The sequence below is a fragment of the Billgrantia lactosivorans genome, from assembly GCF_003254665.1.
In the GTDB taxonomy this organism is placed as follows: Bacteria; Pseudomonadota; Gammaproteobacteria; order Pseudomonadales; family Halomonadaceae; genus Halomonas; species Halomonas lactosivorans.
In genome coordinates, this window is the sequence record NZ_QHGY01000001.1 from 717,897 (window position 1) to 740,064 (window position 22,168).

At 67.2% G+C, this 22,168-nt stretch carries 23 protein-coding genes; 12 read left to right on the plus strand and 11 right to left on the minus strand.

The genetic code is table 11. The annotated features are described in order from the left end of the window. Positions 1-6: 6 nt before the first annotated feature. The 6 genes from DIS04_RS03215 to DIS04_RS03240 form a co-directional block, all read right to left on the minus strand. Positions 7-1,290, minus strand: a complete 1,284-nt coding sequence (locus DIS04_RS03215) for a TRAP transporter large permease (protein ID WP_111412267.1) — start codon at positions 1,288-1,290, stop codon at positions 7-9. Between the two features lie 3 nt (positions 1,291-1,293). Further along, on the minus strand, positions 1,294-1,884 hold the full coding sequence (locus DIS04_RS03220; protein WP_111412268.1) for a TRAP transporter small permease: 591 nt from the start codon (positions 1,882-1,884) through the stop codon (positions 1,294-1,296). A 64-nt stretch (positions 1,885-1,948) separates the two neighbouring features. Continuing rightward, positions 1,949-3,025 (minus strand): TRAP transporter substrate-binding protein, encoded by a 1,077-nt coding sequence (locus tag DIS04_RS03225; protein WP_111412269.1) that lies wholly within the window; start codon positions 3,023-3,025, stop codon positions 1,949-1,951. Positions 3,026-3,246: 221 nt separating this feature from the next. After that, positions 3,247-4,335: a serine hydrolase gene (locus DIS04_RS03230; protein WP_111412270.1), complete on the minus strand. Its 1,089-nt coding sequence runs from the start codon at positions 4,333-4,335 to the stop codon at positions 3,247-3,249. Beyond that, a complete protein-coding gene (locus tag DIS04_RS03235; protein WP_111412271.1) occupies positions 4,332-5,438 on the minus strand; it encodes a heparan-alpha-glucosaminide N-acetyltransferase domain-containing protein in 1,107 nt (368 codons plus the stop codon). The genes DIS04_RS03230 and DIS04_RS03235 overlap by 4 nt, the downstream gene beginning before the upstream one ends. Before the next feature lie 39 nt (positions 5,439-5,477). Next, positions 5,478-5,825, minus strand: coding sequence for a hypothetical protein (locus tag DIS04_RS03240; protein ID WP_111412272.1), 348 nt, complete (start codon positions 5,823-5,825; stop codon positions 5,478-5,480). A gap of 213 nt (positions 5,826-6,038) precedes the next feature. Here DIS04_RS03240 and DIS04_RS03245 point away from each other — a divergent pair, with 213 nt between their 5' ends. Continuing rightward, positions 6,039-6,509, plus strand: coding sequence for an aminoacyl-tRNA deacylase (locus DIS04_RS03245; RefSeq protein ID WP_111412273.1), 471 nt, complete (start codon positions 6,039-6,041; stop codon positions 6,507-6,509). A gap of 88 nt (positions 6,510-6,597) precedes the next feature. Here the strand turns inward: DIS04_RS03245 and DIS04_RS03250 are convergent, their stop codons facing one another. Further along, a complete protein-coding gene (locus tag DIS04_RS03250; protein WP_111412274.1) occupies positions 6,598-7,608 on the minus strand; it encodes a M28 family peptidase in 1,011 nt (336 codons plus the stop codon). Between the two features lie 212 nt (positions 7,609-7,820). Between DIS04_RS03250 and DIS04_RS03255 the strand changes: the two genes are divergently transcribed. Next, a complete protein-coding gene (locus tag DIS04_RS03255) occupies positions 7,821-8,942 on the plus strand; it encodes a site-2 protease family protein (RefSeq protein ID WP_111412275.1) in 1,122 nt (373 codons plus the stop codon). 24 nt (positions 8,943-8,966) lie between these two features. Here the strand turns inward: DIS04_RS03255 and DIS04_RS03260 are convergent, their stop codons facing one another. The 4 genes from DIS04_RS03260 to DIS04_RS03275 all read right to left on the minus strand — a co-directional run bounded on the left by DIS04_RS03260 (position 8,967) and on the right by DIS04_RS03275 (position 13,357). Then, positions 8,967-10,952, minus strand: a complete 1,986-nt coding sequence (locus DIS04_RS03260; protein WP_111412276.1) for a diguanylate cyclase — start codon at positions 10,950-10,952, stop codon at positions 8,967-8,969. A gap of 148 nt (positions 10,953-11,100) precedes the next feature. Then, complete coding sequence (locus DIS04_RS03265; RefSeq protein WP_111412277.1) at positions 11,101-12,312, minus strand: methyltransferase; 1,212 nt, start codon at positions 12,310-12,312, stop codon at positions 11,101-11,103. Beyond that, positions 12,284-12,820: a hypothetical protein gene (locus DIS04_RS03270; protein ID WP_111412278.1), complete on the minus strand. Its 537-nt coding sequence runs from the start codon at positions 12,818-12,820 to the stop codon at positions 12,284-12,286. Before DIS04_RS03270 ends, DIS04_RS03265 begins: the two co-directional genes overlap by 29 nt. Before the next feature lie 66 nt (positions 12,821-12,886). Beyond that, positions 12,887-13,357 carry a GFA family protein gene (locus DIS04_RS03275; RefSeq protein WP_111412279.1) on the minus strand — a complete coding sequence of 157 codons (471 nt, stop codon included), beginning with the start codon at positions 13,355-13,357 and terminating at the stop codon, positions 12,887-12,889. Between the two features lie 134 nt (positions 13,358-13,491). On the opposite strand from DIS04_RS03275, the gene DIS04_RS03280 reads away from it, so the two are divergent. The 10 genes from DIS04_RS03280 (at position 13,492) to yejK (ending at position 22,167) form a co-directional block, all read left to right on the plus strand. Continuing rightward, complete coding sequence (locus DIS04_RS03280; protein ID WP_111412280.1) at positions 13,492-14,124, plus strand: glutathione S-transferase N-terminal domain-containing protein; 633 nt, start codon at positions 13,492-13,494, stop codon at positions 14,122-14,124. Next, on the plus strand, positions 14,121-15,005 hold the full coding sequence (locus DIS04_RS03285; protein ID WP_111412281.1) for an SDR family NAD(P)-dependent oxidoreductase: 885 nt from the start codon (positions 14,121-14,123) through the stop codon (positions 15,003-15,005). Before DIS04_RS03280 ends, DIS04_RS03285 begins: the two co-directional genes overlap by 4 nt. A gap of 30 nt (positions 15,006-15,035) precedes the next feature. Further along, positions 15,036-15,356 (plus strand): hypothetical protein, encoded by a 321-nt coding sequence (locus tag DIS04_RS03290; protein WP_111412282.1) that lies wholly within the window; start codon positions 15,036-15,038, stop codon positions 15,354-15,356. A 15-nt stretch (positions 15,357-15,371) separates the two neighbouring features. Beyond that, on the plus strand, positions 15,372-15,659 hold the full coding sequence (locus DIS04_RS03295) for a DUF1330 domain-containing protein (protein WP_111412283.1): 288 nt from the start codon (positions 15,372-15,374) through the stop codon (positions 15,657-15,659). 94 nt (positions 15,660-15,753) lie between these two features. Continuing rightward, a complete protein-coding gene (locus DIS04_RS03300) occupies positions 15,754-16,032 on the plus strand; it encodes a peptidylprolyl isomerase (RefSeq protein WP_111412284.1) in 279 nt (92 codons plus the stop codon). A gap of 151 nt (positions 16,033-16,183) precedes the next feature. Beyond that, positions 16,184-17,650 carry an Nramp family divalent metal transporter gene (locus tag DIS04_RS03305; RefSeq protein ID WP_218938120.1) on the plus strand — a complete coding sequence of 489 codons (1,467 nt, stop codon included), beginning with the start codon at positions 16,184-16,186 and terminating at the stop codon, positions 17,648-17,650. Between the two features lie 110 nt (positions 17,651-17,760). Beyond that, positions 17,761-18,735: an ABC transporter ATP-binding protein gene (locus DIS04_RS03310; protein WP_111412756.1), complete on the plus strand. Its 975-nt coding sequence runs from the start codon at positions 17,761-17,763 to the stop codon at positions 18,733-18,735. Further along, positions 18,732-19,493: an ABC transporter permease gene (locus DIS04_RS03315; protein ID WP_111412285.1), complete on the plus strand. Its 762-nt coding sequence runs from the start codon at positions 18,732-18,734 to the stop codon at positions 19,491-19,493. The genes DIS04_RS03310 and DIS04_RS03315 overlap by 4 nt, the downstream gene beginning before the upstream one ends. Positions 19,494-19,809: 316 nt before the next feature. After that, positions 19,810-21,036 carry a GGDEF domain-containing protein gene (locus DIS04_RS03320; RefSeq protein WP_111412286.1) on the plus strand — a complete coding sequence of 409 codons (1,227 nt, stop codon included), beginning with the start codon at positions 19,810-19,812 and terminating at the stop codon, positions 21,034-21,036. Positions 21,037-21,150: 114 nt separating this feature from the next. Then, complete coding sequence (gene yejK, locus DIS04_RS03325; RefSeq protein ID WP_111412287.1) at positions 21,151-22,167, plus strand: nucleoid-associated protein YejK; 1,017 nt, start codon at positions 21,151-21,153, stop codon at positions 22,165-22,167. Position 22,168: the final 1 nt, after the last annotated feature.

Genomic DNA, 22,168 nt, shown 5'->3' on the forward strand with positions numbered 1-22,168 from the left:
CGGTCGTCAGTTGCCGCGCACGGCGGCCATGTCGGGCAGCCAGGTCACGATCCCGGGGAAGGCGATCAACACTACCAGCACCACCAGCAGCGCCGCGTAATAGGGCAGCATCGCCCTGACCAGTTGCTCCATGCTGACCCGCCCGACGCCGCAGCCCACGTAGAGGCAGGTGCCCACCGGCGGCGTCAGCAGGCCGATGCCAAGGATGAACGCCATCAGCACGCCGAAGTAGACCGGGTCGACCCCCACCGAGGTGACGATCGGCGTCAGCATCGGCGCCATGATCACCATCGCCGGGGTCAGGTCCATCACGAAGCCCACCAGCAGCAGCAGCCCGGCGACGATCAGCAGCAGCCAGAACGGCTCCTGGGTGATCGCCTGCACCTGGCGCACCAGGGTCTGCGGCACCATGTTGATGGTCAGGAACCAGGCGATCACGGTGGCGAAGGCCAGCAGCAGCAGCACCATCCCGGTCAGCCGCGCGGTGCGGATCAGCATCCCCCACAGCTCGCGGGGGTGGAATTCGCGATACACCGCGAGCGAAATGAACAGCGAATAGAGCAGCGCCACCACGGCGGCCTCGGTGGCGGTAAAGACCCCGCCGAGGATGCCGCCGATCACGATCACCGGCAGCACCAGCGCCAGCCAGGCCGCCTTGAACGCCTGCCACAGGCGGGCCAGCTCGAATTTACGGGTCTGTCCGGCGTGCTCGATGCTGGCCATGATGAAGGTGGTCACCATCAGCGCGAAGCCGATCAGCAGGCCCGGCACGATCCCGGCGATGAACAGGCGGCTGATCGAGGTCTCGGTGACGATGCCGAACAGGATCAGCGGAATGGAGGGCGGGATGATGATGCCGATCACCGAGGAGACGGTGTTGATCGCCGTGGCGTGCGGGGCGGAATAGCCCTGCTGCTTCATCGACGGGATCATCATCGCCCCGGTGGCCGCGGTGTCGGCCACCGCCGAGCCGCTGATGCCGCCGAAGAACATCGAGCCGGTGATCGCCACCTGCCCGAGCCCGCCGCGCACGAAACCGACCAGCGCGCCGGCGAGTTCCATCAGCCTGCGGGCGATGCCGCCGTTGCTCATCACCTCGCCGACCAGGATGAAGAACGGGATCGCCAGCAGCGGGAAGTTGTTGACCCCGCGAATCGACTGCTCGATCAGGATCGACAGCGGGATGTCCGAAAGAAAGGCCATCACCACGGCGGCGATGCCGAGGCCGAAGGCGATAGGCAGCCCCAGGACGATGGAGGCGAACAGGATGAAAAGGAAGATCCACAGCATGGGTCAGTCTCCTGTCTGCCGGATGGCGGCCTGGGGGTCGCGGATGAAGCGCAGGCACAGCCAGGCACGCCACAGGGCCACCGCGACGATGAACAGCGAACACAGCACCAGGGAGACGTTGATCAGGTTCCATGGCACGCCGAGGATGGCGGTCCGGCCGGTGGAGCGTGACATGACCAGGTAGCCGCCCCAGACCAGGATCCCCATCAGCGAGGCGATGATCAGGTGCTGGAGCAGGAAGAGCGTATAGGCGGCGCGCGGCTTGAGCCGGCGCACCAGGAAATCCACGGCGATGTGCTCGTAGCGGGCGAAGGCCGCCGCGGCGCCGACGAAGATCAGCCAGATGAACAGCATGCGTGCCAGCTCGTCGGCCCAGGGCAGCGAGCGATTGAGCAGCGAGCGACCGAGAACGTTGGCCGAGACGGAGACGATCAGCGCCACCAGGATCGTCGCGATCAGGTGTTCCATGGCCAGGGTCAGCAGGCGGAAGACCGCCGGCCCGCGACGCTGTTCGGTGTCGATCTCGAGCGGTTCGCGGTTGGGGTCGTCGAGATAGGAGCCAGGGTCGGCCGGCGGCAGGGTGGGCGAAGTCATGCGGCGCTCCGTGCAGGGCGAGGGGGGAGCGCCCCCTGCCCTGCCAAGTCAGTCGATGGAAGGATTACTCGGCGGAGGAGGACTCGACGATCTCCTGGATCTCGGCGATCAGGTCCTCGCCGATGCGCGGGCCCCACTCGTCATAGACCGGCTGCACGGCCTCCTGGAAGGCGGCGACCTGGTCGTCGTCGAGGCGGGTGATCTCCATGCCGCGCTCTTCCAGCTGTTCGCGAGACCAGTCGTCGTACTCCGTGGCCAGCTGTATCTCGTACTCGGCCGACTGCCGCGCGGCCTCCTGGACCAGCTCCTGGTATTCCGGCGCCAGGTTCTCCCAGGTGCGCTCGGAGATCATCAGGATGAACGGGGTGTAGACGTGGCGGGTCTCGGAACCGTAGTCCTGTACCTCGTAGAAGTTGGAGGTCAGGATGGTGCTCCACGGATTCTCCTGGCCATCGACCACGCCCTGCTCCATGGCGGAGAAAAGCTCACCGAACGCCATCGGCGTGGGGTTGGCGCCTAGCGCCTCCCAGATCGCCAGGTGTACCGGGTTCTCCATGGTGCGCACGGTCAGGCCCCGCACGTCCAGGCCGGCGACATCATCGGGCGACTCCACCGGGCGATCGCTGTTGGTGAGCTGGCGATAGCCGTTCTCGGAGAAGGCCAGTGCCTTGATGCCGCTGCCCTCGAAGGCGTCCAGCATCTCCTGGGCGGCATCGCTCTGCATGACGGCGACGGCCGCCTCGCGGTTGGGCAGCAGGAACGGCAGGTCGAACACCGCCAGCTCCTCGACGTAGGTGGTCGCCGGCGACGAGGAGGGATAGGTCATGTCCAGCGAGCCGGTCTGCAGCATTTCCATCATCTGTACGTCATCGCCCAACTGGCTGTTGGGGAAGATGTCGACGCTGATGCGGCCTTCGCTGCGCTGGTCGAGGATGTCGGCAAAGTATTTCACGGAGAGATACTGCGGCGAACTCTCGGCCAGGCCGATGCCCATGCGCAGGGTGTGGCTACCGTGGTCGCCCACCGTATCGCCTTCGATCTCGGGCGGGTCGGAGAGGTCCGGGCTCTGGGCATAGGCAATGCCCAGGGACAGGGTGGCAGCACCGGCGAGCGTGAGGGTGTTGCGCCAGATGGTGGTCATGGCGGACTCCAGTCGAATTATCGTTGTGAGTTGGCACATCGTTGCGTCCCCCCGCGGGCCGAGTAGCTCGCGGGGAGTCGAATGCCGGCAAATTGTTACCGGTAACATCCGATGCTTTGAAGGCTAGCCATCCGCCGTTTGGCTGTCAATCACGAACCGAACGGCGAGGGTTAGACGTTCGTCGCATGCCTGGCCCCACCAAGGCCCGCGCCGCATTCCACTCAGCCTTCGAACGCCCCGGCTTCCCTCACGGCGCGTCCCACCGCGGCCAGCATCTGCTCGTTGCGGCCGAGATCGAGCTCGCCGCGCACGCAGGCCACGATCACCAGGCGGCGCGCTTCGGCACCCGCCCCGCGGGTAGCGATGCCCGCATCGCAGGCCAGCCGGTGCTGGGTGCCGGTCTTGTGGGCGAAGCGAACCTCCCCCCCGAAGCCGGCCTTGAGCCGCCGCGCACCACTGGTGGTACGTGACATCACCGCCAGCAGCTCGGCCGTGGCGTCCGGCCCAAGAGCACGCCCCTGGGCCAGCGCCGCGAGCAGCTCGGCGTAGGCGTCGAGCCGGCCGCTGTTGAGGTCGGTGGCGTAATAGCGCCGAAATGCCTCGTCGATGCTCGGCGACAGCAGCTCCTGCGAGTTCAGGTCGAGGCGGCGGCGGAACCAGGCCAGCCGTGCGCGTTCCCCCTGATGCTTGCGCAGCTCGATGAAATCCATGCCGCTCATGTCGAAGGCCGCCGGATGCAGGTGGGAGTAGGCGTGGCGACGCACGTCGACCAGCGTGGTGATCGGCCCCACGCCGCCGGAGGGGGCGAGACGGCGCACGCGGTCGTTGACCGCATCCAGCCCGACTCGACGGATCAGCATGTCGCTGGCGGTGTTGTCGCTGACGATCAGCATCGACTCCAGCAGCTGGCGCAGCCTTAGAGCGCTACCCGGCGCCGACCAGTTGGTGGGACCGGCACCATCGACGTAGTCGCCGCGCGCGAGCGTCAGGCGCTCCTCCAGCCTCAACTCCCCGGCTTCGACCCGGCTCATCAGCTCGATCGCCACCGGCACCTTGACCAGCGAGGCCAGGTACCAGGGTTCGGCGTCTCGCCAACCGTGCCGTGCGCCCGTCTCGAGATCTCGCACGTGCACGCCAAGCTCGCCGTCGAAACCGGCTTCGAGCAGTGCCAGCCTGGCTTCCAGGCGCGCGGCCCAGGGCGGCTCTGCCCAGGTCTCGACCTGCTCCGCCCAGCCGGAATGGGCGATGGCCAGCGACGGTATCGCCATGGCCAGCAGCAGCAACGCGCGCAAGCCTCTTGTGCCTTTCATCGACTCAGCTCCCTGAATCGGCGCATCAGGACGATCCAGCCCGAGGTGAGCAGGATCAGGCCCAGGCCAATGCCCAGCACCTGAGGATAGCTGTAGACCTGCCAGGCCCCGAACAGCAAGCGCAGCACCAGGAAGATCGCCACGATATGGAAGATGAAGGCGCGCAGGGCATCGCCACCGATCAGCGTGATCGGCTTGAGCCAGGTGGCGGCTCGCCGGCCGCCCAGCAGGCACAGCGCCATGATCACCAGCGCCCCGCCGACGCTGAAGAGCATGAAGGGCACCTCCGGCGGGTGCTTGCCGACGTTCTGGGCCACGGCCTGCAGCGCCGGGTAGGGCTCGCCCATCGAGAGCGCGGCGAACCCCGCCAGGCATGCCGCTCCCATGCCGGCCAGGCACGCCACCAGGCGCCGGCGGCTGGACGGCTCGCCATACCAGCGCAGAACGGCTTCGCCGATCAGCAGGCCCATCATCACCAGCGGCAGCCGCGCGAGCTGGCCCCAGGTGTAGTGGTCCAGGTCCTCGACCAGCAGCGCCTTGAGCGTCTCGCTGCCCCAGAAGTGGAAGTGACGCTCCAGCAGCACCGAGCTCGCCCCCACCGCCACCGGGGCGAGCAGGCGCGACCACAGCGGCAGGCGACGCCACAGTGGCAGTACCCACGGTAGCCAGAGCAGCGCCAGGGCGTAGAAACCGAGGATCTCGACCCAGATGGCGAAGCGCTGGTAGAGCAGCGTGGCGACGATATCCTGCGGCGTGAACATGGGCAGCATCTCGACCACGGTCAGCGCCTTGTACCAGAACAGCACCTCGATCCCGCGCAGCATCAGCTTGCGCCGTCGACCCGGCCAGTCGGGAGTGCCGGCCTTGGGCAGGAAGGCCACCGCCAGGGCAATACCGAACACCAGGATGAACAGCGAGGAGGAGAACTTGGTGATGAGGTGGACCGGCACCATGCCCCAGTCGGGCACCTGATCGATGCCCAGCAGACCGCTGACGGTGTGGCTGAGGATCATCAGGGCGATGGCAAAGCCACGCGCCAGGTCGATGGCATCGACCCGGGCGGGCAATGGCGGCAGCTGCGGCTTCTGGCTGAGCCGAATCATGGCGGTTCCCTCGCGGCGATCTGTATCCTTGTCCCAGCCCTAGCGTTCATCGACCGGCTCGATGCTCTCCAGGGTCAAGCGACGCCCTCTGCGGCGAGAGTACTCGAAATCGCCCACGACGCGCACCGTCTCGCCCAGATGGGGAGCGATTTGCTCGTGAGGGAATACCTCCACTCGATTCAGGTCCTCGTCCTCGATCCAGTAGTGCAGCGGGTCCTCGAAATGCCGCACCGTTCCTCGCGTGGCCACCCGGGAACCATCGAGCTGCTCGGCCTGGTTGATCAGCACCGGCAGGCTCACCTGCCGTACCTCGCCCGCCGAATCCGAGCAGGCCACGAGGACCAGCAGGGCCACGCCGGCCATGACGCCCTGTCGCTTCGCTTTCACTCCGATCCCTTCCGCCTGGTGACGTTCAGCACATGCCGACAGTATGGCCAGGCGAGCGGCGCCACGCCCGGCGGGCGATCAACGCTGCCCGACGTGCGCACCGCACGGGATGCCTGCCCGCTGGCGCGCTATGCTGATGATGCGAGGACACACACCGCCGCAGGGAGGCACACCACCAGCGCACGTCGGCCCCGTGCCGAGGGAGACAGAGTCATGGCTATCCCGGCAACCCTACGGGAGTACTTGAGAGCCTGTGATATCGATTACGAGGAGGTCAAGCACACCCGTGAAGTCAGCGCCAGCCGCGTTGCCCAGCAATCCCACATCACCGGCGAGCAGCTCGCCAAGGCCATCATGCTGCATAGCAGTTCGGGCTACCGGATCGCCGTTCTGCCCAGCACCTGCGATGCCGACCTCGACAGCCTTTCCCAGCTCTTCAACGAACCGGTGGAGCTGGCCACGGAAGACGAGATCGTCAGCCGCTTCCGCGACTGCGACCCCGGCGCCACCACCCCCGTTGGACAGGCGTACGGCCTGCAGGTCTACGTCGATGACATGCTGCGCCACCAGCCGGACATCTATTTCGATGCCGGCGATCACGAAACGCTGCTGCACATGAGCGGCAACGAATTCGAGAAGCTGATGGGCGACAGTCCGCACGGCCAGTTCAGCCGCCACCACTGAGCGCGACAGGAGCCGCCTGCGCCCTGCCCCGCCCTCCTCTCCCCGGGCCTCGCCAGCGGCGAGGCCCGCTTCCGGGTAGCGGCCCTGCTCAATGCCTGGCCAAGGCTTCGAGCGTGGCCGCCAACGCCTCGGTCAGCCGGGCCATGGTGGGGTAGTCGAGGCGCTCGTGGGTGTCGCTGGGGCCGTGGTAATAGGGGTTACGGAAATTGGCGGTGTCCGTCAGCATCAGCGCGGGCATTCCCATCTTCCAGAAGGCCCAGTGGTCGGAGCGGCGGATGTCGCCCAACAGCGGTGGAGCGACCAGCCCCTCGGAGGGAACTTCGGCGTGGCGGCGAAACTCGCCGATGGCCCGGCGCAGCAGGCGACGCGAATCCAGGTTACCGACGAAGGCGACGAAGTCGGCCCGGTCGGGATAGAAGCGGTCGAGCGGAAAGGGATAGGCCTGGCTGCCGGGCTCGCCGCTGAAGTAGCCGAGCATTTCCAGCGACAGCATGCCGACGACCTCATTTCCCTCGTTCCCGATCTGACGGGCGTAGCGCAGGCTGCCCATGGCCTGGGTGCTGAAGAACGGCAGTTCCTCGTTGACGAAGGCCACCAGGTGCAGCGAGCGGTCGAGTCTGGCCTCCTGGAGCAGGCGCGCCAGCTCGATGAGCACGGCCACGCCGGAGGCGTTGTCATCGGCCCCCGGGCTGCCGCGCACCGTGTCGTAGTGCGCGCCGACCACGAGCACCTCGTCCGCCCGTCGCCCGCCGGGCAGGATCACCTCGATATTGTGGAATACCCGGCTGCCGGTCTCGACGGCCTGGCGTCGTGGCCGATGCCCCGCCGCGCGAAAGGCGTCTTCGATGTAGTCGCCGGCGGCCTGCAGCGCTTCCGGTCGCCAGTAGTGGCGCTCACCGATCCCCTCGGACAAGGCACGCACGTGGGCGTGGAGGCGGTCACTGAGGTCCTCTCCCCGCTCGCCCAGCGGAGCGGGCTCACCGCGAAACGAGGCACCCGGCATGGAGAGCATCAGCCAGTACCCGCCCGCCAGTGCGGCGAAGGCAAAGAGCACGAGCAGCCCGAGCAGTGTCGGCAGGAGCGAGCGCCTGCGTTTCACCGCTCATCCCTCGTGGCACTCCCGGGACCCTGGCAGGCGTTGCAGCGGTTAGCGTTCATTCTTCCCCCCTCCTTCCCTGGAGTCAGCCCTACCTGGAAAAAGATAGGCGCGCGGGGTATCGCTGAACAGGTAAAAATCCCGCTGGCCACCGGCACGGCTTGGCTTCGAACCGCCGATGCGGCCAAACTGAGCCTAAAAAGAGGAGGCGCTCGATGTTCAAGTCCGTGCTGGTCATCGGTCATTTTCGCGGCATCCGCCTGGAAGTCCATATCAGCTGGCTGATCATCTTTGCCCTGCTGCTGACGACCATGAGCGCAGGGTTCCACAACCAGTATCCCGAGTGGTCGCTCGCCACCGTCGTCGTCACCGCCCTGGTGACCGCCCTGCTGTTCTTTTCCTCCATCGTCGCCCATGAACTGGGGCACAGCCTGGTGGCGATCCGCCGCGGCGTGCTGGTCACCGCGATCACCCTGTTCATCTTCGGCGGCGTCGCCCAGATGACCCGCGACCCGGACAGGGCGGACGATGAGTTCTGGATCGCCATCGCCGGGCCGATCGTCAGCTTCCTTCTGGCCGGTGCGTTCGGCCTGCTGGCGGCAGCCACCAGCGGCTGGTATCAGCCCGTTCCCGTTGCCCTGGGCTGGCTGGCGACGATCAACCTGATGGTGGCCATCTTCAACCTGATCCCCGGTTTCCCTCTCGACGGGGGCCGAGTGCTGCGGGCCGTGGTCTGGAAGTTGACCCGCAACCCCAGGAAGGCAAACGAGACAGCCTTCGCCAGCGGCAAGCTGGTCGCCTACGGCCTGTTCGCGCTGGCGGTGTGGAACATGGCGGCCGGCAACCTCGTCGGCGGCCTGTGGATCATGCTGATCGCCTGGTTCCTGCTCAACATGACCCAGGCCCAGGGGCGCATGTACCTGCTGAGGGAGCGGCTGGCCGGGGTGCGCGCGCGCGACCTTGCCGAAGCCGACGTGCCGCTGGTGGCGGCGCAACGCTCGGTGGAGGCGTGGCTGTACCAGGACGTGCTGCCCTCAGGCCGGCGCGCCTTCCTGGTCGGCAGCGACCCCGCCCACATCGAGGGTCTGGTCTCGCTCAGCGATGCGCGTCGGGTGGAACAGTCGCAGTGGCCCGACACCCGAGTCGCGGAGATCATGACCCCAGTCGCCAAGCTGCATCACGTGGCCCCGGGCGCCAAGGCGGACGAGGTCTTGCAGCTGCTCAACGAGCATGGCCTCAATCAGGTCCCGGTGATGGAGAACGGGCGCGTGAGCGGCTGGATCGACCGTCAGCGCCTGCTGCGCACCGTCGAGATCCATCTGGAAGTGAACCGCTGAGAGGCCTGCATCGTCCGGGGGGCACTAGTGCGCCCGGCGCCACTCGAGGGGGTCACCGACGGGCTCGGCGAGGCATACCCGGTTGCGCCCGCCGGCCTTGGCCCGGTAGAGCGCCTCGTCCAGGCGCTTGTAGCAGTGCGTCTCGGGCTCGTCGAGCGCCAGCTCGGCGACACCGAAGCTGCTGGTGAGACCGCGAACGGGTGCGAAATCCTCCTCCTCGACCGCCCGGCGCAGACGCTCGGCCAGTGTCATGGCGCCCGCCAGTGTCGTCCCCGGCAGCAACAGCATGAACTCCTCGCCGCCCCAGCGCGCCAGCACGTCCACTTCGCGCAGCAGTGCACTGCAGGTGTGCACCAGCTTGCCCAGCACCATGTCGCCTACGCTGTGGCCGAAGGTATCGTTGACGTGCTTGAAGTGGTCGATGTCGAACATGACCAGGCTCAAGGCACGGCCCTCACGCCGGGCCTGCTGCCGCTCGCGCGCCAGCAGGTCGATGAAGCGGTTGCGATTGACCGCCCCGGTCAGCGGGTCGTGGCCGGCATGGTACTCGAGTTCCGCCTGGTAGCGCTTGGCCTGACTGATGTCGCGCATGATGGTCGCGATGCTCTCGATGTCGCCGTTCTCGTCACGGCGGGTGACGATCAGCTGCGAAACCGGGATCTCGCCGTGACGCCCCAGCACGGCCGTTTCCGCGTACCAGTGGCCGTGTTCGTTGGCATAGGGGATGCCCTTCTCCTGGATCAGCCGGCGCGCCCACAGCGGATGAACCGCCGCCAGGGCGTCCGACAACGCCTCGGGCAGGATGCCCAGCAGCTCGCGGCCGGCCCTGTTGAGGTAGACGACTCGATGCTCGGCATCGGCAATCGCGACGATGTCCGGCGAGGCGTCCAGCAGGTGCGTCAGCCGCTCCTGATTGACTTGGGCGGCATAGCGCTCCGTGACGTCCTCGACGATACCGCTGTATTCGACGGTGCCATCCGCCGCGCGCTGGCGATAGGTGGTCACCTCGGCATGGATGAGGCGACCCTTGAGGGTGCGCAAGCGCAGCGGGCGGCGGGTCACGGCGCCGTCGCGCTCGAGGTCCACCAGGAAACGGGTGATCTCGGCGGGGCAGTCGTAGAGCGAGCCGACCCGTGCGGCGCACAGCGCCTGGCGGGTATCCGCCTCGAAGATGCGCAGCATCGCGGGATTGGCGGCGGTGAAGTGCCCCCTGGGGTCAGCCGCGTGGCGATAGATGCCCACCGGCAGGTTGTGGAACAGGTCGTTGTATTGCTCGAGCTGGGCGTAGTAGCGCTTCTCGCCGGTGACATCGACGATGATCGAGTGCAGGTATTCGCGGCCCCGCAGGATCACCGGCCCCGAGTAGACATGGACGTCGCGAATCTCGCCGCTGGCCAGGCGGTGGCGGAACTCGAAGAAGAGCTGCCGGCAGGCCTCCGCCCTGGCCATGTTGGCGCGCACCTCGGCGGGGCTCAGGCAATTGATGTCGCTGATGTTCAAGCCCTTGAGGGCAGCGAGGGAGTAGCCGTAGAACGCCACGGCAGCGGCATTGGCATCGACGATGCGCCCATCGAGGGGATCGATCAGCAGCTTGATCGCCGGGTTGGTATTGAACATCTGCTTGTAGAAGGCCTCGCTGTCCGAGCGGCCTCCCTCCGCCAGCGGCAGCAGCGTCAGCTGCCAGGCCGCCCGCCCCTGCCAGGTGGCGCCCCGCAGCAGTGCCTCGAAGGGGGGCTGGCCGTTCACGCCCCGGCACGCGACGCTGCCCTCGGCGAGCTCCGGCTGCGCCAGGGCGGTCTCGAGCGCCTGGCGATCGGCGTCGTCGAGCAGCGGCAGCAGCGGCTGGCTCTCGGCCTTCCCACCAAGCCCCAGATAGCGGCGCGCGGCATCGTTGGCATAGAGCAGGCGCCACTGCTGTCCAGCGCCAGCCACCAGCACCGGGACGGGCAGCGCTTCGAGCAGACGGCCCAGATCGTCGTCGGTCGATGCCGTCGAGTTACCTTCGTTCACAGCCGGTTCCCTTGCTTATCGACGCCCCGCCAGGCCGCAACGGGCCGAAACCGCCCGCAAGCCTGAAACCGGCGTCGTTCATGCGTTATTTTTTGTATCGGCAGGCCTCGCCTGAGCTGAAATGAGGAAGTCGCCTGCTACTTCAAGATTAAGCCCTCCGCGCGCGAATTAACAGATTCCGCGGGGTCAGGGTGGCAGCGCAGAACGCCCCCAGCTCCACCCGGTAGCCGGCCTCTTCCAGCAGCGAAACACGATCCAGCGCCAGCCACATCTCCAGCGGCCGGCGGAACAGGTGGCGCACCAGCTCCAGGCGCTTGACCTCGGCCAGGCGCTGCCAGCCCACCCGCTCGAAGGGCGTCAGGTCGAGCGAACTCGGCAGCTCCATCCCCTTGCGTCGCGCCGCCCAGCGGCAGAAGCCCTCGAAGCGCTCGGGCAAGCGGCCATAGGCCAGGCTGGGTACCGGCAGGTAGCTGTCCTCGCCGCGCAGTTCGCGCTGCAACTCGTCGAACCCCAGTCGCCAGGCGTTGGCCCGCTCACGGCGTTGGCGCACCCCGCGCGGCGCCGTGACCGTCTCCTGCACCGCCAGGGCCAGGTCGTCCCGCGCCAGCCGCAGCGAGTGGACGCACGCCAGCGCACGGCCACGCCGGGACACGGGCCGGTATGTCTCCTCGTGGGTACGGTGGTAGCAGCACGGCGCCAGGGTGACCGCACTCTGCGCTGCCAGGGCCAGCTCGAGCAGCCGCAGGTGCAGGTCGCCACAGGCATGCAGGGCGACGACATGGGTCCGGGCGGAGAAGTGGCGTTCGGCCTCGGCTGTCATCACGTCCTGTCGGTGCAGGTGTACCGGGGCTTGCTGCGCTGCCGCCAGACGACGTCCCTCCTCGCACAGCGGTTGCTGCCACTCCAGCGCACTGACTTCGGCCGCATGGCACCGGGCCAGTGCCCGGGCCAGATGCCCCTTGCCGGCGCACCAGTCGAGCAGGCTGTCGCGGGGAGCCACATGAAGGTGTCGGGCGAAGGCCTCGATCTGCTGCCACTTGCGCCCTCCCACGTGCTCTCCCCAGGCCGGTGGTAGCCGCACTTCCGCGGCAGCCAGTGGCGCCAGGCGCACCAGTTCGGCCAACTCCCCGACCGGCAGCCAGTCGCGTAGCGGCGAATCCTGCCAGGGGTCTGCCTGCAACCGATCCACCTGGGCATCGTCCAGCCCCAGCAGGCACTCAGTCAGCTCGCTGCCGACGTCTCCCCAAGGCGGACGGCGATACTGGAACGGCGCCGGGTACCACAGCGGCCGCCAGTCGGCCAGCAGTGCGGTGAGGCGGGAAAAGCGTGGTTCAGTACTCGATTCGGGATGCTTCGGCATCGAACTCCACCGATATGCCGATGCCCTCGTCCTCGCTGGGCTGCTCGCCCAGCTCCTTCTGCAGGGCCAGGACACCCTCGACCCTGCCCACTACGCGAGCCTTGCTGCCGGTCACGTCGAAGCGCTTGAGGTCCAGCCGCACCGAGGCGTTGTCGGATGTGAACACCGGCGGCATGGCGGTGGCGCCAATGGGGTGCAGCACGTCGAATTCCGTCACTTCCTCCTCCACCAGGGTGATGCTGAGCGACAGGGAGTCACGCACCTGTCGGTCGTCGGGCTCGACCACGCCGACCAGGTCGATCTGAACCTGATCGCCGATCTCGGTGAAGGTGGCGTAGGAGTCGGCGTTCAGGCTGACGATGTACCACTCGCGCTCCTCGCCGTCGAGCAGCCCCACCATGCTGCCGCTGATAGTGGGCTCCTCCTCGGCATCGGCCGCCGCCGGCGCGGCCAGCACCAGCAGTGCCCATGCACCCAGCCACCCCCACAGCGCGTGATTCGCCTTCATCTCTCCCCCTCGCCGCCGTTGCGGCTCGCCTGCTGCCGTTCGGCGGCCATTCTCAAGGGCACCCGGCTACCTGACAAGCCCCAGGCGAGCATGCCACTCCGCCAGGCTCTCCTCGGGGTAATGGTCGAAGCACTTGTCCTGGGGCCGGACGTCCGGCTCGACCCAGTTGGCCTTGCTGTCGAGCAGCAGGTGCACCCGCTCGGGGGGCACCGGCAGTGGCGTGTCGATGGCCGAAGCGAAGGGGTGCACCAGCTCGGGCCAGTTCGGATCGTAGACCCACAGGGCGCTGCCGCAGCGCGAGCAGAAGTGCCGCTCGCCGGTGCTCTCCTCGCCGTCGATCACGGCATGATAGAGCGAGATGAACGACTCCCCCTCGACCTTCAGGGTGGCGTATACGCCGCCGAGGTTGATGGCATACCCCCCGCCTCCCGCGGTCTTGCGGCAGATCGAGCAGTAGCAGCGCTGGTAGGGGTAGGGATGCGGTGATTCGAGCTCGAACCGCACCGCACCGCAATGGCAGGAGCCTTGCAGGAGCATGGGGCCTCGCTTGAGCGGATGTCGATGTTCCCTCAGCGTAGCTGCTTATCGGGCCTGGCGTGCACCCCCGCCCGTTACCTCGCCGGCCGGCGAAGTGGTAAGGTCATTGGCAGCCACTACCCGAGGATACGACGATGATCGACTTCTGGACCTGGACCACGCCCAACGGCCGCAAGGTTTCCATCCTGCTCGAGGAGCTCGGCCTGCCCTATCGCACCCACGCCGTCGACATCACCCGGGGCGAGCAGCATGCCCCGGCCTTCCTCGAGGTCAGTCCCAACAACAAGATCCCCGCCATTCGCGACAGCGACACCGGCCTGGCGCTGATGGAGTCGGGGGCGATCCTGATCTACCTGGCCGAAAAGGCGGGGCGCTTGCTGCCCACGGAGTTCGAGCAGCGTCATCGCACCCTCGAGTGGCTGATGTGGCAGATGGGCGGCCTCGGTCCTTTCCTCGGCCAGGCCCACCACTTCCTGCATTTCCACCCCGGCAAGGCACCCTATGCCGAGGAGCGCTTCCACGGCGAGGCCCAGCGTCTCTACCGCGTGCTGGACACCCGCCTGGCCGACCACGCCTACCTCGCGGGCGACGAGTACACCATCGCCGATATCGCCAGCTGGCCGTGGGTGTCGCGCTACGAGTGGCAGCGCATCGATCTCGCCGACTACCCCAACGTCAAGCGCTGGTATGTCGAGATCGCCAGCCGCCCGGCGGTACAACGCGGCTATCACGTACCGCAGCGGGTCAACGAGATCCCGCTGCCATGAACCGCGCTCACATCCCAGGCAGCGGCGCCGCGCCACGCAGCATCCTGGTCACCGGCTGCTCCAGCGGCATCGGCCATGCCGCGGCGCATGCCCTGGCGCAGCGCGGCTGGCGGGTCTTCGCCACCGCCCGCCGCCGGGAGGATCTCGAACGGCTTCAGGCGGAAGGGCTCGAGGCCGTGCCCCTCGAACTGGCCTCGAGCGACTCCATCGCCGCCTGCGTCGAGCACGTGCTGGCCCTCGGCGGCGGCCGGCTCGACGCGCTGTTCAACAATGCCGCCTACGGCCAGCCGGGTGCCGTGGAGGACCTGACCCGAGACGTACTGCGCGCCCAGCTGGAGGCCAACCTGCTCGGCACCCATGAGCTCACCACCAAGGTCATACCGATCATGCGCGCGCAGGGCAGTGGCCGCATCGTGCAGAACAGCTCGGTGCTGGGGTTTGCCGCCCTGCCCTATCGCGGCGCCTACGTGTGCTCCAAGTTCGCCCTGGAGGGCCTGACCGATGCCCTGCGCCAGGAGCTGTACGGCAGCGGCATCCATGTCAGCCTGATCGAGCCCGGCCCCATCACCAGCCGCTTTCGCGAGAATGCCTATCGCGCCTTCAAGGCCAACATCGACACCGCCAACAGCTTCCACCGCGACACCTACCGTGCCGTGGAAGCCCGGCTGGCCGGCAGCAAGGGCGCTTCTGGCGGCGTGTTCACCCTCGGTGCCGGTGCCGTGGTCGACAAGCTGGTCCATGCCCTGGAGAGCCGGCGGCCCAAACCGCGTTATCATGTGACCCTGCCCACCCACCTGTTCGGCGTGCTGAAGCGGCTGCTCTCCACCCGGGGCATGGACCGGGTGCTGCTGGCATCGACACGCGACGAACGCCGCCCCTAGCCCGACTCACCCATACCCGGAGGAGCCCCCTTGGGCCGATTCATCTCCCTGCTCTTGCTCGCCGCGATGGCCTATGGCGGCCTTTACCTCTACTACGGCCACGTCGTCCGGCAGATCATCGACGAGCAGCTCGACGCGCGTGGGCTCACCGCCCTGGAGGTCGAAGGCATCGAGTATGGTCCGCTCGCGCCGGTCAGCCGCCAGGCCACGATCCGCGCCGACGTGAGCTACCGCGGCGCCGATGCCACGGTGTCCCTGCGCCTGCAGGGGCATCCGCTCTTCTCTGATGAGGTGCGCATGGAGCTCGACGGCCTGCAGGCCCTGCGGCTAAGGTTCGGCGTGGGCGGATAATCACCAGGAGGTCCCATGAGCAGTGCCTATGTCGTCGGACACGTCACCGTCAACGATCCCGAACGCTGGCTCGAGTATGTCGAGCGTATTCCCGAGACGCTGGCCGGCTGGGGCGGCGAGGTCATCCTGCGCGGTCAGCGCACGGCAACGCTGGCGGGACGCGCGGGCCACCCCAATATCGTCGTGCTGAGGTTTCCCGACATGCATTCGGTGGAGCAATGGTACGCCTCGCCCGAGTACCAGGCGCTGATCCCGCTGCGCGACGCCGCGGCCCAGGTCGACCTGGCCGCCTACCAGGGGTAGCGTTCGGCGCAGCGTCAGCCCCATGCTATGCTGCGCCTCTTTTCACGGTGTGGGCGGATACCCGGCTCATGCCACCCACTTGACAGGAGCACACATGGCCAGGGCAACCGCACGGCATATTCTGGTAGACGACGAAGCGAAATGCGCGGCACTCAAGGCCGAGATCGAGGGCGGACGCGACTTCGCCGAAGTGGCCCGCGAGCACTCCAGCTGCCCCTCCGGCCGCCAGGGCGGCGACCTGGGCAGCTTCGGCCCGGGGCAGATGGTGCGTGAGTTCGACGAGGTGGTGTTCTCCGGCGAACTCAACAAGGTGCACGGCCCGGTGAAGACCCAGTTCGGCTACCACCTGCTGGAAATCACCAGCCGCAGTTGATACCGGCCGGCACGCTGCGCCCGGCCAAACCCGCCCAAGCCGCCATGCCTCGCCATGGCGGCTTTGTCGTTCTGCAGCCGGCATCGCCTTGGCTTGGGGGAGGCCAGGCCTGCTACCTTTAGGCATCCATGCAGGACGCAAGGAGAGGGATGTGACAAGGACGCCCCAGGAGCAGGACGCTCACTTTCGCGATCGGGTGCCCGACCCGCCCAAGGGACGGCAACGTGTCAGATGGTACGGCCCAGGGTTGCTGTGGATGCTCTCCGCGGTGGGCACCGGCTCGATCCTCTTCACCCCTCGCGTGGCTTCCGCCTACGAGTATCAGTTGCTCTGGATACTGCTCGTGGTGGTGCTGTTCATGTGGGTCATGATTCGCGAGATGGCGCGTTACTCGATCGTTACCGGCCAGACCATGCTGGAGGGTATGCATAACCTGAGCGGCCCCAGGAACTGGGCCGTGTGGGTGATCTTCGTGCCGCAATTGCTGGCGGCGGCGATCGGCATCGCCGGGCTCGCCGCCGTCGTGGGCAGTGCGCTGGGCGAATTCCTGCCCGGCCCCAACACGGTTTATGCCATGGCCATGGTGGTCGCCTCCACCCTGTTCACCGCGACCGGTCGCTACTCGTTGATCGAGACCTTCAGCCGCGTGATGGCCCTCGCGCTGATGGTGATGGCCGTCGTCACGGCGGTGATCGTCTTCCCCGGGCTGGCACCGATCGCCCAGGGTCTCGCTCCGAGCTGGCCAGACGATCCCGACCTCTACGTCATCCTGCCCTGGGTGGGCACCATCCTTGCCGGCTCCATGGGCATCGTCTGGTTCGGCTACTGGACCGCCACCCGCGGCTTCGGCGGCGGCCTGCAGAGCCGCGAACCGGACGACGAGCAACCCGACGACTCACGGCGGGAGATGGACAGGACCTCACCCAAGCCCCACGCGACACGGGTCGCCCATGCCCGGGGCTGGATCCGCACCATGACCGTTACCGCAGCGCTCGGCGTGGTCGGCGGCCTGGTAGTGATCTTCGCCTTCCTCGTGCTAGGCGCCGAGCTATTGGCGCCGGAGGGCATCATGCCCGAGGGGCCGGAGGTCGCGGTGGACCTGACGAGCATCTTTTCGGACGTTTGGGGCGAGGTCGGCCGCTATGTGCTGCTAGCCGCCATTGTCATCGCCTTGGGCGGCAGCATCCTGGCCAATCAGGATGGCTGGGGGCGCAGCTTTGCCGACATGACCCTGATCGTGACCCGCACCCGCCGTGAGGCCGGGAAGGGAGGCCTGTTGCTGCAAAGCCTGGACGCCCTCGGCCGCCGGTTGCCATGGCCCATTTACGAACGTCGCTGGCTCAAGCGGCTCTACATCGTCGGCGTGACCGGCATCGCGCCACTGCTTATCCTGCTGGCCTTCAGCGACCCGGTGCAGGTGATGTCCGTTTCAGGCATCATTGCCGCAGCCCATACGCCCTTCATCGCCCTGGCGGCGCTCTACGTCAATCGGACGCGCCTGCCCGAGTCGCTCCGGCCGGGCGTCGCGGCGACCGTCACCATGGCCGTCGCCGGCTTTTTCTACCTCGGCTTCGCGGTGCTCTACCTCCTGAACATGGCGGGCCTGCTGAACGGCTGAGATCCGGCATCGGCGCAGCGCCCGGGGCCGTCACGCGTTAGGATAGAGTCCATCTGCTTTCGACACAGGGACGCCGCATGAACCTCTCAGCCAACCCCGCGCCAATCACCATGCCGGAACAGGGCGGCACCGCAGGTGGTCATGCCGGTGTCGGCACCCCCATGATCCAGGTCGAGCAGCTCTCGAAGACCTATGGCGACGGCTTCCAGGCCCTCAAGGCGGTTGACCTGACGATCCGCCGCGGCGAGATCTTCGCCCTGCTCGGCCCCAACGGGGCCGGCAAGACCACCCTGATCAGCGTGATCTGCGGCTTGGTCAACGCCAGCGGCGGCCGCGTCAGGGTCGACGGCTTCGACAACGTGACCCAGTATCGCGAGGCCCGCGAGCGTATCGGCCTGGTGCCCCAGGAGCTGACCAACGAGGCCTTCACCACGGTGTGGGACACGGTGAGCTTCAGCCGTGGGTTGTTCGGCAAGCCCAAGGATCCGGCGCACATCGAGAACGTGCTGCGCGCCCTGACCCTCTGGGACAAGCGCGACAACCGCCTGCTGGAGCTCTCGGGCGGGATGAAGCGCCGGGTGTTGATCGCCAAGGCGCTGTCCCACCAGCCGCAGGTGCTGTTCCTCGACGAACCCACCGCCGGGGTCGACGTGGAGCTCAGGCGCGAGATGTGGGAGGTGGTGCGCGGCCTGCGCGACCAGGGCGTGACGATCATCCTCACCACGCACTACATCGAGGAGGCCGAGGAGATGGCCGACCGCATCGGCGTGATCCGCCGTGGCGAGCTGGTACTGGTGGAAGAGAAGACCGCCCTGATGCAGCAACTGGGGCGCAAGGAGCTGACGCTGCACCTCGCCTCCCCGCTGGATGCCGTCCCCGCCGCCCTCGCCGGGCATGAGCTGGTGCTGGCCGAGGAGGGCCACGCGCTGGTCTACACCTACGACGTCACCCGTCTCGACGAGGGGACCGGCATCGCCGGGCTGCTGGCCGACCTCGAGGCTACCGGCATCCGCGTCAAGGACCTGCACACCCGGCAGAGCTCGCTGGAGGAGATCTTCGTCAACCTGGTCAGGGAGAGCGCATGAACCTGCAGTCGGTCAAGACCATCTACCTGGCCGAAATGGCCCGCAGCCTGCGTACCGTATTGCAGAGCATCGTCTCGCCGGTGGTGTCCACCTCGCTCTACTTCGTGGTATTCGGTGCGGCCATCGGCTCGCGCATCAGCGAGGTCGACGGCGTCAGCTACGGCGCCTTCATCGTGCCCGGGCTGATCATGCTGATGCTGCTGACCCAGAGCGTCTCGACCGCCTCGTTCGGCATCTTCTTCCCGCGCTTCTCGGGCACCATCTACGAGATCCTCTCGGCACCGATCTCCTACTTCGAGGTCGTGCTCGGCTTCGTCGGCGCGGCGGCCACCAAGTCGGTGATCCTGGGCCTCATCGTGCTCGGCACGGCACGCCTGTTCGTGCCCTTCTCGATCCAGCATCCGCTGGTGATGCTGCTGTTCCTGATCCTCACCGCGCTGACCTTCAGCCTGCTGGGCTTCATCATCGGCATCTGGGCCGACGGCTTCGAGAAGCTGCAACTGGTGCCGCTGCTGATCGTCACGCCGCTGACCTTCCTCGGCGGCACCTTCTACTCCGTCGACATGCTGCCGCCCTTCTGGCAGGCCGTGACCCTGCTCAACCCGGTGGTCTACCTGGTCAGCGGGTTCCGCTGGAGCTTCTACGGCTCGGGCGACGTCAGCATCTGGGCCAGCCTCGCCATCATCACGCTGTTCCTCGGCGTCGCGCTGGCGGTGATCAGCTGGATCTTCCGCACCGGCTACCGGCTCAAGCCCTGAGGCGCGCCAGCCTGGTCCGGTCAGAACCACCCCGACCGGCCCCCAGGCGGGAAACTCTTTTTTTGCCAGCCACTTGCCCCTCCGGCTTGATCCATCTCTCCCCCTCGCGAGCCTCTACGGCTGGCCGTTTTGCCATTTGGGCATAGTAGCCGCTGGCGCACATCCGCTTTCTTGACCATCATCCAAAGACCTTAACTGTTCATTACAGGGAAAGGTGCATTGGGAGCAGTTACAACACCAGTGTGTCACTAGAACAATCAGGAAGAGCCGTTGACGGGCACCATCCGCTTGGTGCCGTCTTTCAAGGGAACCACGAATGACTGCTGGCAAGATCGAGGCTGGGGTGGGGGCTTCGCTCGACTGGCGCGACGAGTTTCACGACTCGGCGCTGGAAGCTCTATTTCGCCGAAGCATGCAGCTCCAGGATGCGGAGCAGTTGCGCCGGGCGCTGTGGATCGTCGCGGGCATCTTCCTGCTCTTCTGTGCGGCGGACTACCTGCTGCTCGGCGGCAGCACCCCGTTCCTGGCGCTGGTCCTCGTGCGCACCTTCGTGGCGCTCTGCTGCCTGGCGCTGGCGCACTTCATCGGCCGTCATCCGGCACAGGCTCACCGGCCGTGGCCGCTCAACCTGGTCTACTCGGCGACGCTCAGCGGCCTGCTGATCTCGCTGCTCCTGCATCCGGGCAGCATCGGCCTGCATCTCTCCAGCCTGGTCGTGGCGAGCCTCACCCTCTACCTGCTGGTGCCCAATCGCTTGCCCTGGATCCTGACCTGGAACGGCTATCTCGCCGCTGGCTTCCTGCTGATCACGCTGGCGTGGAAGCCCCTCACCCCCGGCATGCTGCTCAGCAGCCTGTTGATTCTCGGCTTCGCCAACCTGATGGGCTGGCTCACCTTCAGCCGTCTCAACCGGCTGCAACGCCGGCAGTTCGCCCTGCTGGTGGAGGAGCGGAACGTCAACCGCCAGCTGCAACAGGAGATCGAGGAACGACAGCTGCTGGAGGCGCAGCTGCGCCACATGGCCAGTGTCGATCCGCTGACCGGCATCGCCAACCGGCGCCACTTCTTCGAGCAGGCGGAGCGCGAGTTTCGCCGGGCCCAGCGGGAGGGCATTCCGCTGGCCATCTGCATGGTCGACATCGACCTGTTCAAGACCCTCAACGATCATCACGGTCACGCCGTCGGCGACCTCGTCCTGACGACCGTCGCCGCCTGTTGTGCCTCGGTGCTGCGCGAAACCGACCTCATCGGCCGCTATGGCGGCGAAGAGTTCGTCATCGCCCTGCCCCGTGCCGACCTGGCGACTGCCACCTTCATCGCCGAGCGCCTGCGCCACAAGGTCACCTCCCTGCGCTTGCCGATGCTCGACCCGGGCCAGCGCCTCTCGGTCACGGTGGGCATCAGCCAGGTGGAGCCCGACGAGACCAAGCTCGAACTGGCGCTGCAGCGCGCCGACGATGCGCTCTATGCCGGCAAATCCCGCGGTCGCAATTGCGTCGTCGTGGCCGGCGACGCCCCCTCATCGCTTGCCGCCGGGGCCTGAGTTCCCGGCGCCTCGGGTTGAACTCGCCCATGGGCCCGGTATCATGCGCTCTTGCTTGCCCGGCACGACTCCCGTGTGCGCGCCGCCCCACCTCCTCGCACTGGATACCAGGCCATGCCGATACAGCACTGCATCGTCCATTACATCGACAAGGCCGGGAGCGAGCCGCCAGCCAGCCTGCGCCCGGCCGCCGCGGAGCTGGCGGCGTCGCCGCTGCTGGAAGAGCTCCTCGCCCGCTTCCACGACGCCTACCATGCCAAGACCAAGGCCTGGGGGCACTTCCTCGGCGAAGACGACCTCGAGGCCGGTCCCACGCCCGCTTTTTCCCAGGCACTGGCGGCCTACCTGGAGGGCAGCAGCGATTTCGTCGCCTTTACCCGCGCCGCCGCCGAACGGCTGCTGCCGCTGGTCGATGCGCACCTGTCGGCCTCGGGCCACCTGCTGTGCGTGGCGTATCGCCAGGGCGAGACGCACCACTTCGCAATGGCGCTGCTGCACCAGCGGGAAGGCTTCGGCGTGAACGAGTCGCTGCAGGTGGTGCCGGCCAGCCAGCTCAACCTGGCCCGCATGAGCCTGGGCCTGCGCCTCAACGTCACCCAGTGGCGCGAGGGCGCCGCCTCGCGCCACTACCTCTCCTGGATCCACGACCGCGGCGGCAAGAAGCTCTCCGAAGACCTGGCCACCCTGCTGGGCGCTACCGAGGGCATCGACGCCAGCGGCGAAACCCGTACCTTGCTCAAGGCCTTCAGCGATTACGTCGAACAGGAAGACATGGCCGAGGAGCAGAGCCGGGAGAAGACCGAGGCCCTGATGGACTACGCCAGCGAACAGGCCAGCCGCGGCGAGCCGATCACCCTGGAAGAGCTTTCCGAGCTGCTCGACGAACAGCAGCCCAGGGCCTTCTACGATCACATACGCAATGCCGACTACGGGCTGTCGCCCGAGATCCCGCCGGACAAGCGCACCCTGCGCCAATTCCGCCGCTTCACCGGACGCGCCGGGGGCGTCTCGATCAGCTTCGACTCCCACCTGCTCGGTTCGAGCATCGAGTACGACGAGAGCCGGGACCGGCTGATCATCAAGCAGGTCCCCAAGCAGTTGAAGGAACAGTTGAAGCAGCGCCAGGAGTAGC

Coding starts and splice junctions, on each gene's coding strand:
- DIS04_RS03215 (WP_111412267.1), bottom strand. CDS start 1,290: ATGCTGTGGATCTTCCTTTTCATCCTGTTCGCCTCCATCGTCCTGGGG.
- DIS04_RS03220 (WP_111412268.1), bottom strand. CDS start 1,884: ATGACTTCGCCCACCCTGCCGCCGGCCGACCCTGGCTCCTATCTCGAC.
- DIS04_RS03225 (WP_111412269.1), bottom strand. CDS start 3,025: ATGACCACCATCTGGCGCAACACCCTCACGCTCGCCGGTGCTGCCACC.
- DIS04_RS03230 (WP_111412270.1), bottom strand. CDS start 4,335: ATGAAAGGCACAAGAGGCTTGCGCGCGTTGCTGCTGCTGGCCATGGCG.
- DIS04_RS03235 (WP_111412271.1), bottom strand. CDS start 5,438: ATGATTCGGCTCAGCCAGAAGCCGCAGCTGCCGCCATTGCCCGCCCGG.
- DIS04_RS03245 (WP_111412273.1), top strand. CDS start 6,039: ATGGCTATCCCGGCAACCCTACGGGAGTACTTGAGAGCCTGTGATATC.
- DIS04_RS03255 (WP_111412275.1), top strand. CDS start 7,821: ATGTTCAAGTCCGTGCTGGTCATCGGTCATTTTCGCGGCATCCGCCTG.
- DIS04_RS03265 (WP_111412277.1), bottom strand. CDS start 12,312: ATGCCGAAGCATCCCGAATCGAGTACTGAACCACGCTTTTCCCGCCTC.
- DIS04_RS03270 (WP_111412278.1), bottom strand. CDS start 12,820: ATGAAGGCGAATCACGCGCTGTGGGGGTGGCTGGGTGCATGGGCACTG.
- DIS04_RS03275 (WP_111412279.1), bottom strand. CDS start 13,357: ATGCTCCTGCAAGGCTCCTGCCATTGCGGTGCGGTGCGGTTCGAGCTC.
- DIS04_RS03280 (WP_111412280.1), top strand. CDS start 13,492: ATGATCGACTTCTGGACCTGGACCACGCCCAACGGCCGCAAGGTTTCC.
- DIS04_RS03285 (WP_111412281.1), top strand. CDS start 14,121: ATGAACCGCGCTCACATCCCAGGCAGCGGCGCCGCGCCACGCAGCATC.
- DIS04_RS03295 (WP_111412283.1), top strand. CDS start 15,372: ATGAGCAGTGCCTATGTCGTCGGACACGTCACCGTCAACGATCCCGAA.
- DIS04_RS03300 (WP_111412284.1), top strand. CDS start 15,754: ATGGCCAGGGCAACCGCACGGCATATTCTGGTAGACGACGAAGCGAAA.
- DIS04_RS03310 (WP_111412756.1), top strand. CDS start 17,761: ATGCCGGAACAGGGCGGCACCGCAGGTGGTCATGCCGGTGTCGGCACC.
- DIS04_RS03315 (WP_111412285.1), top strand. CDS start 18,732: ATGAACCTGCAGTCGGTCAAGACCATCTACCTGGCCGAAATGGCCCGC.
- DIS04_RS03320 (WP_111412286.1), top strand. CDS start 19,810: ATGACTGCTGGCAAGATCGAGGCTGGGGTGGGGGCTTCGCTCGACTGG.
- yejK (WP_111412287.1), top strand. CDS start 21,151: ATGCCGATACAGCACTGCATCGTCCATTACATCGACAAGGCCGGGAGC.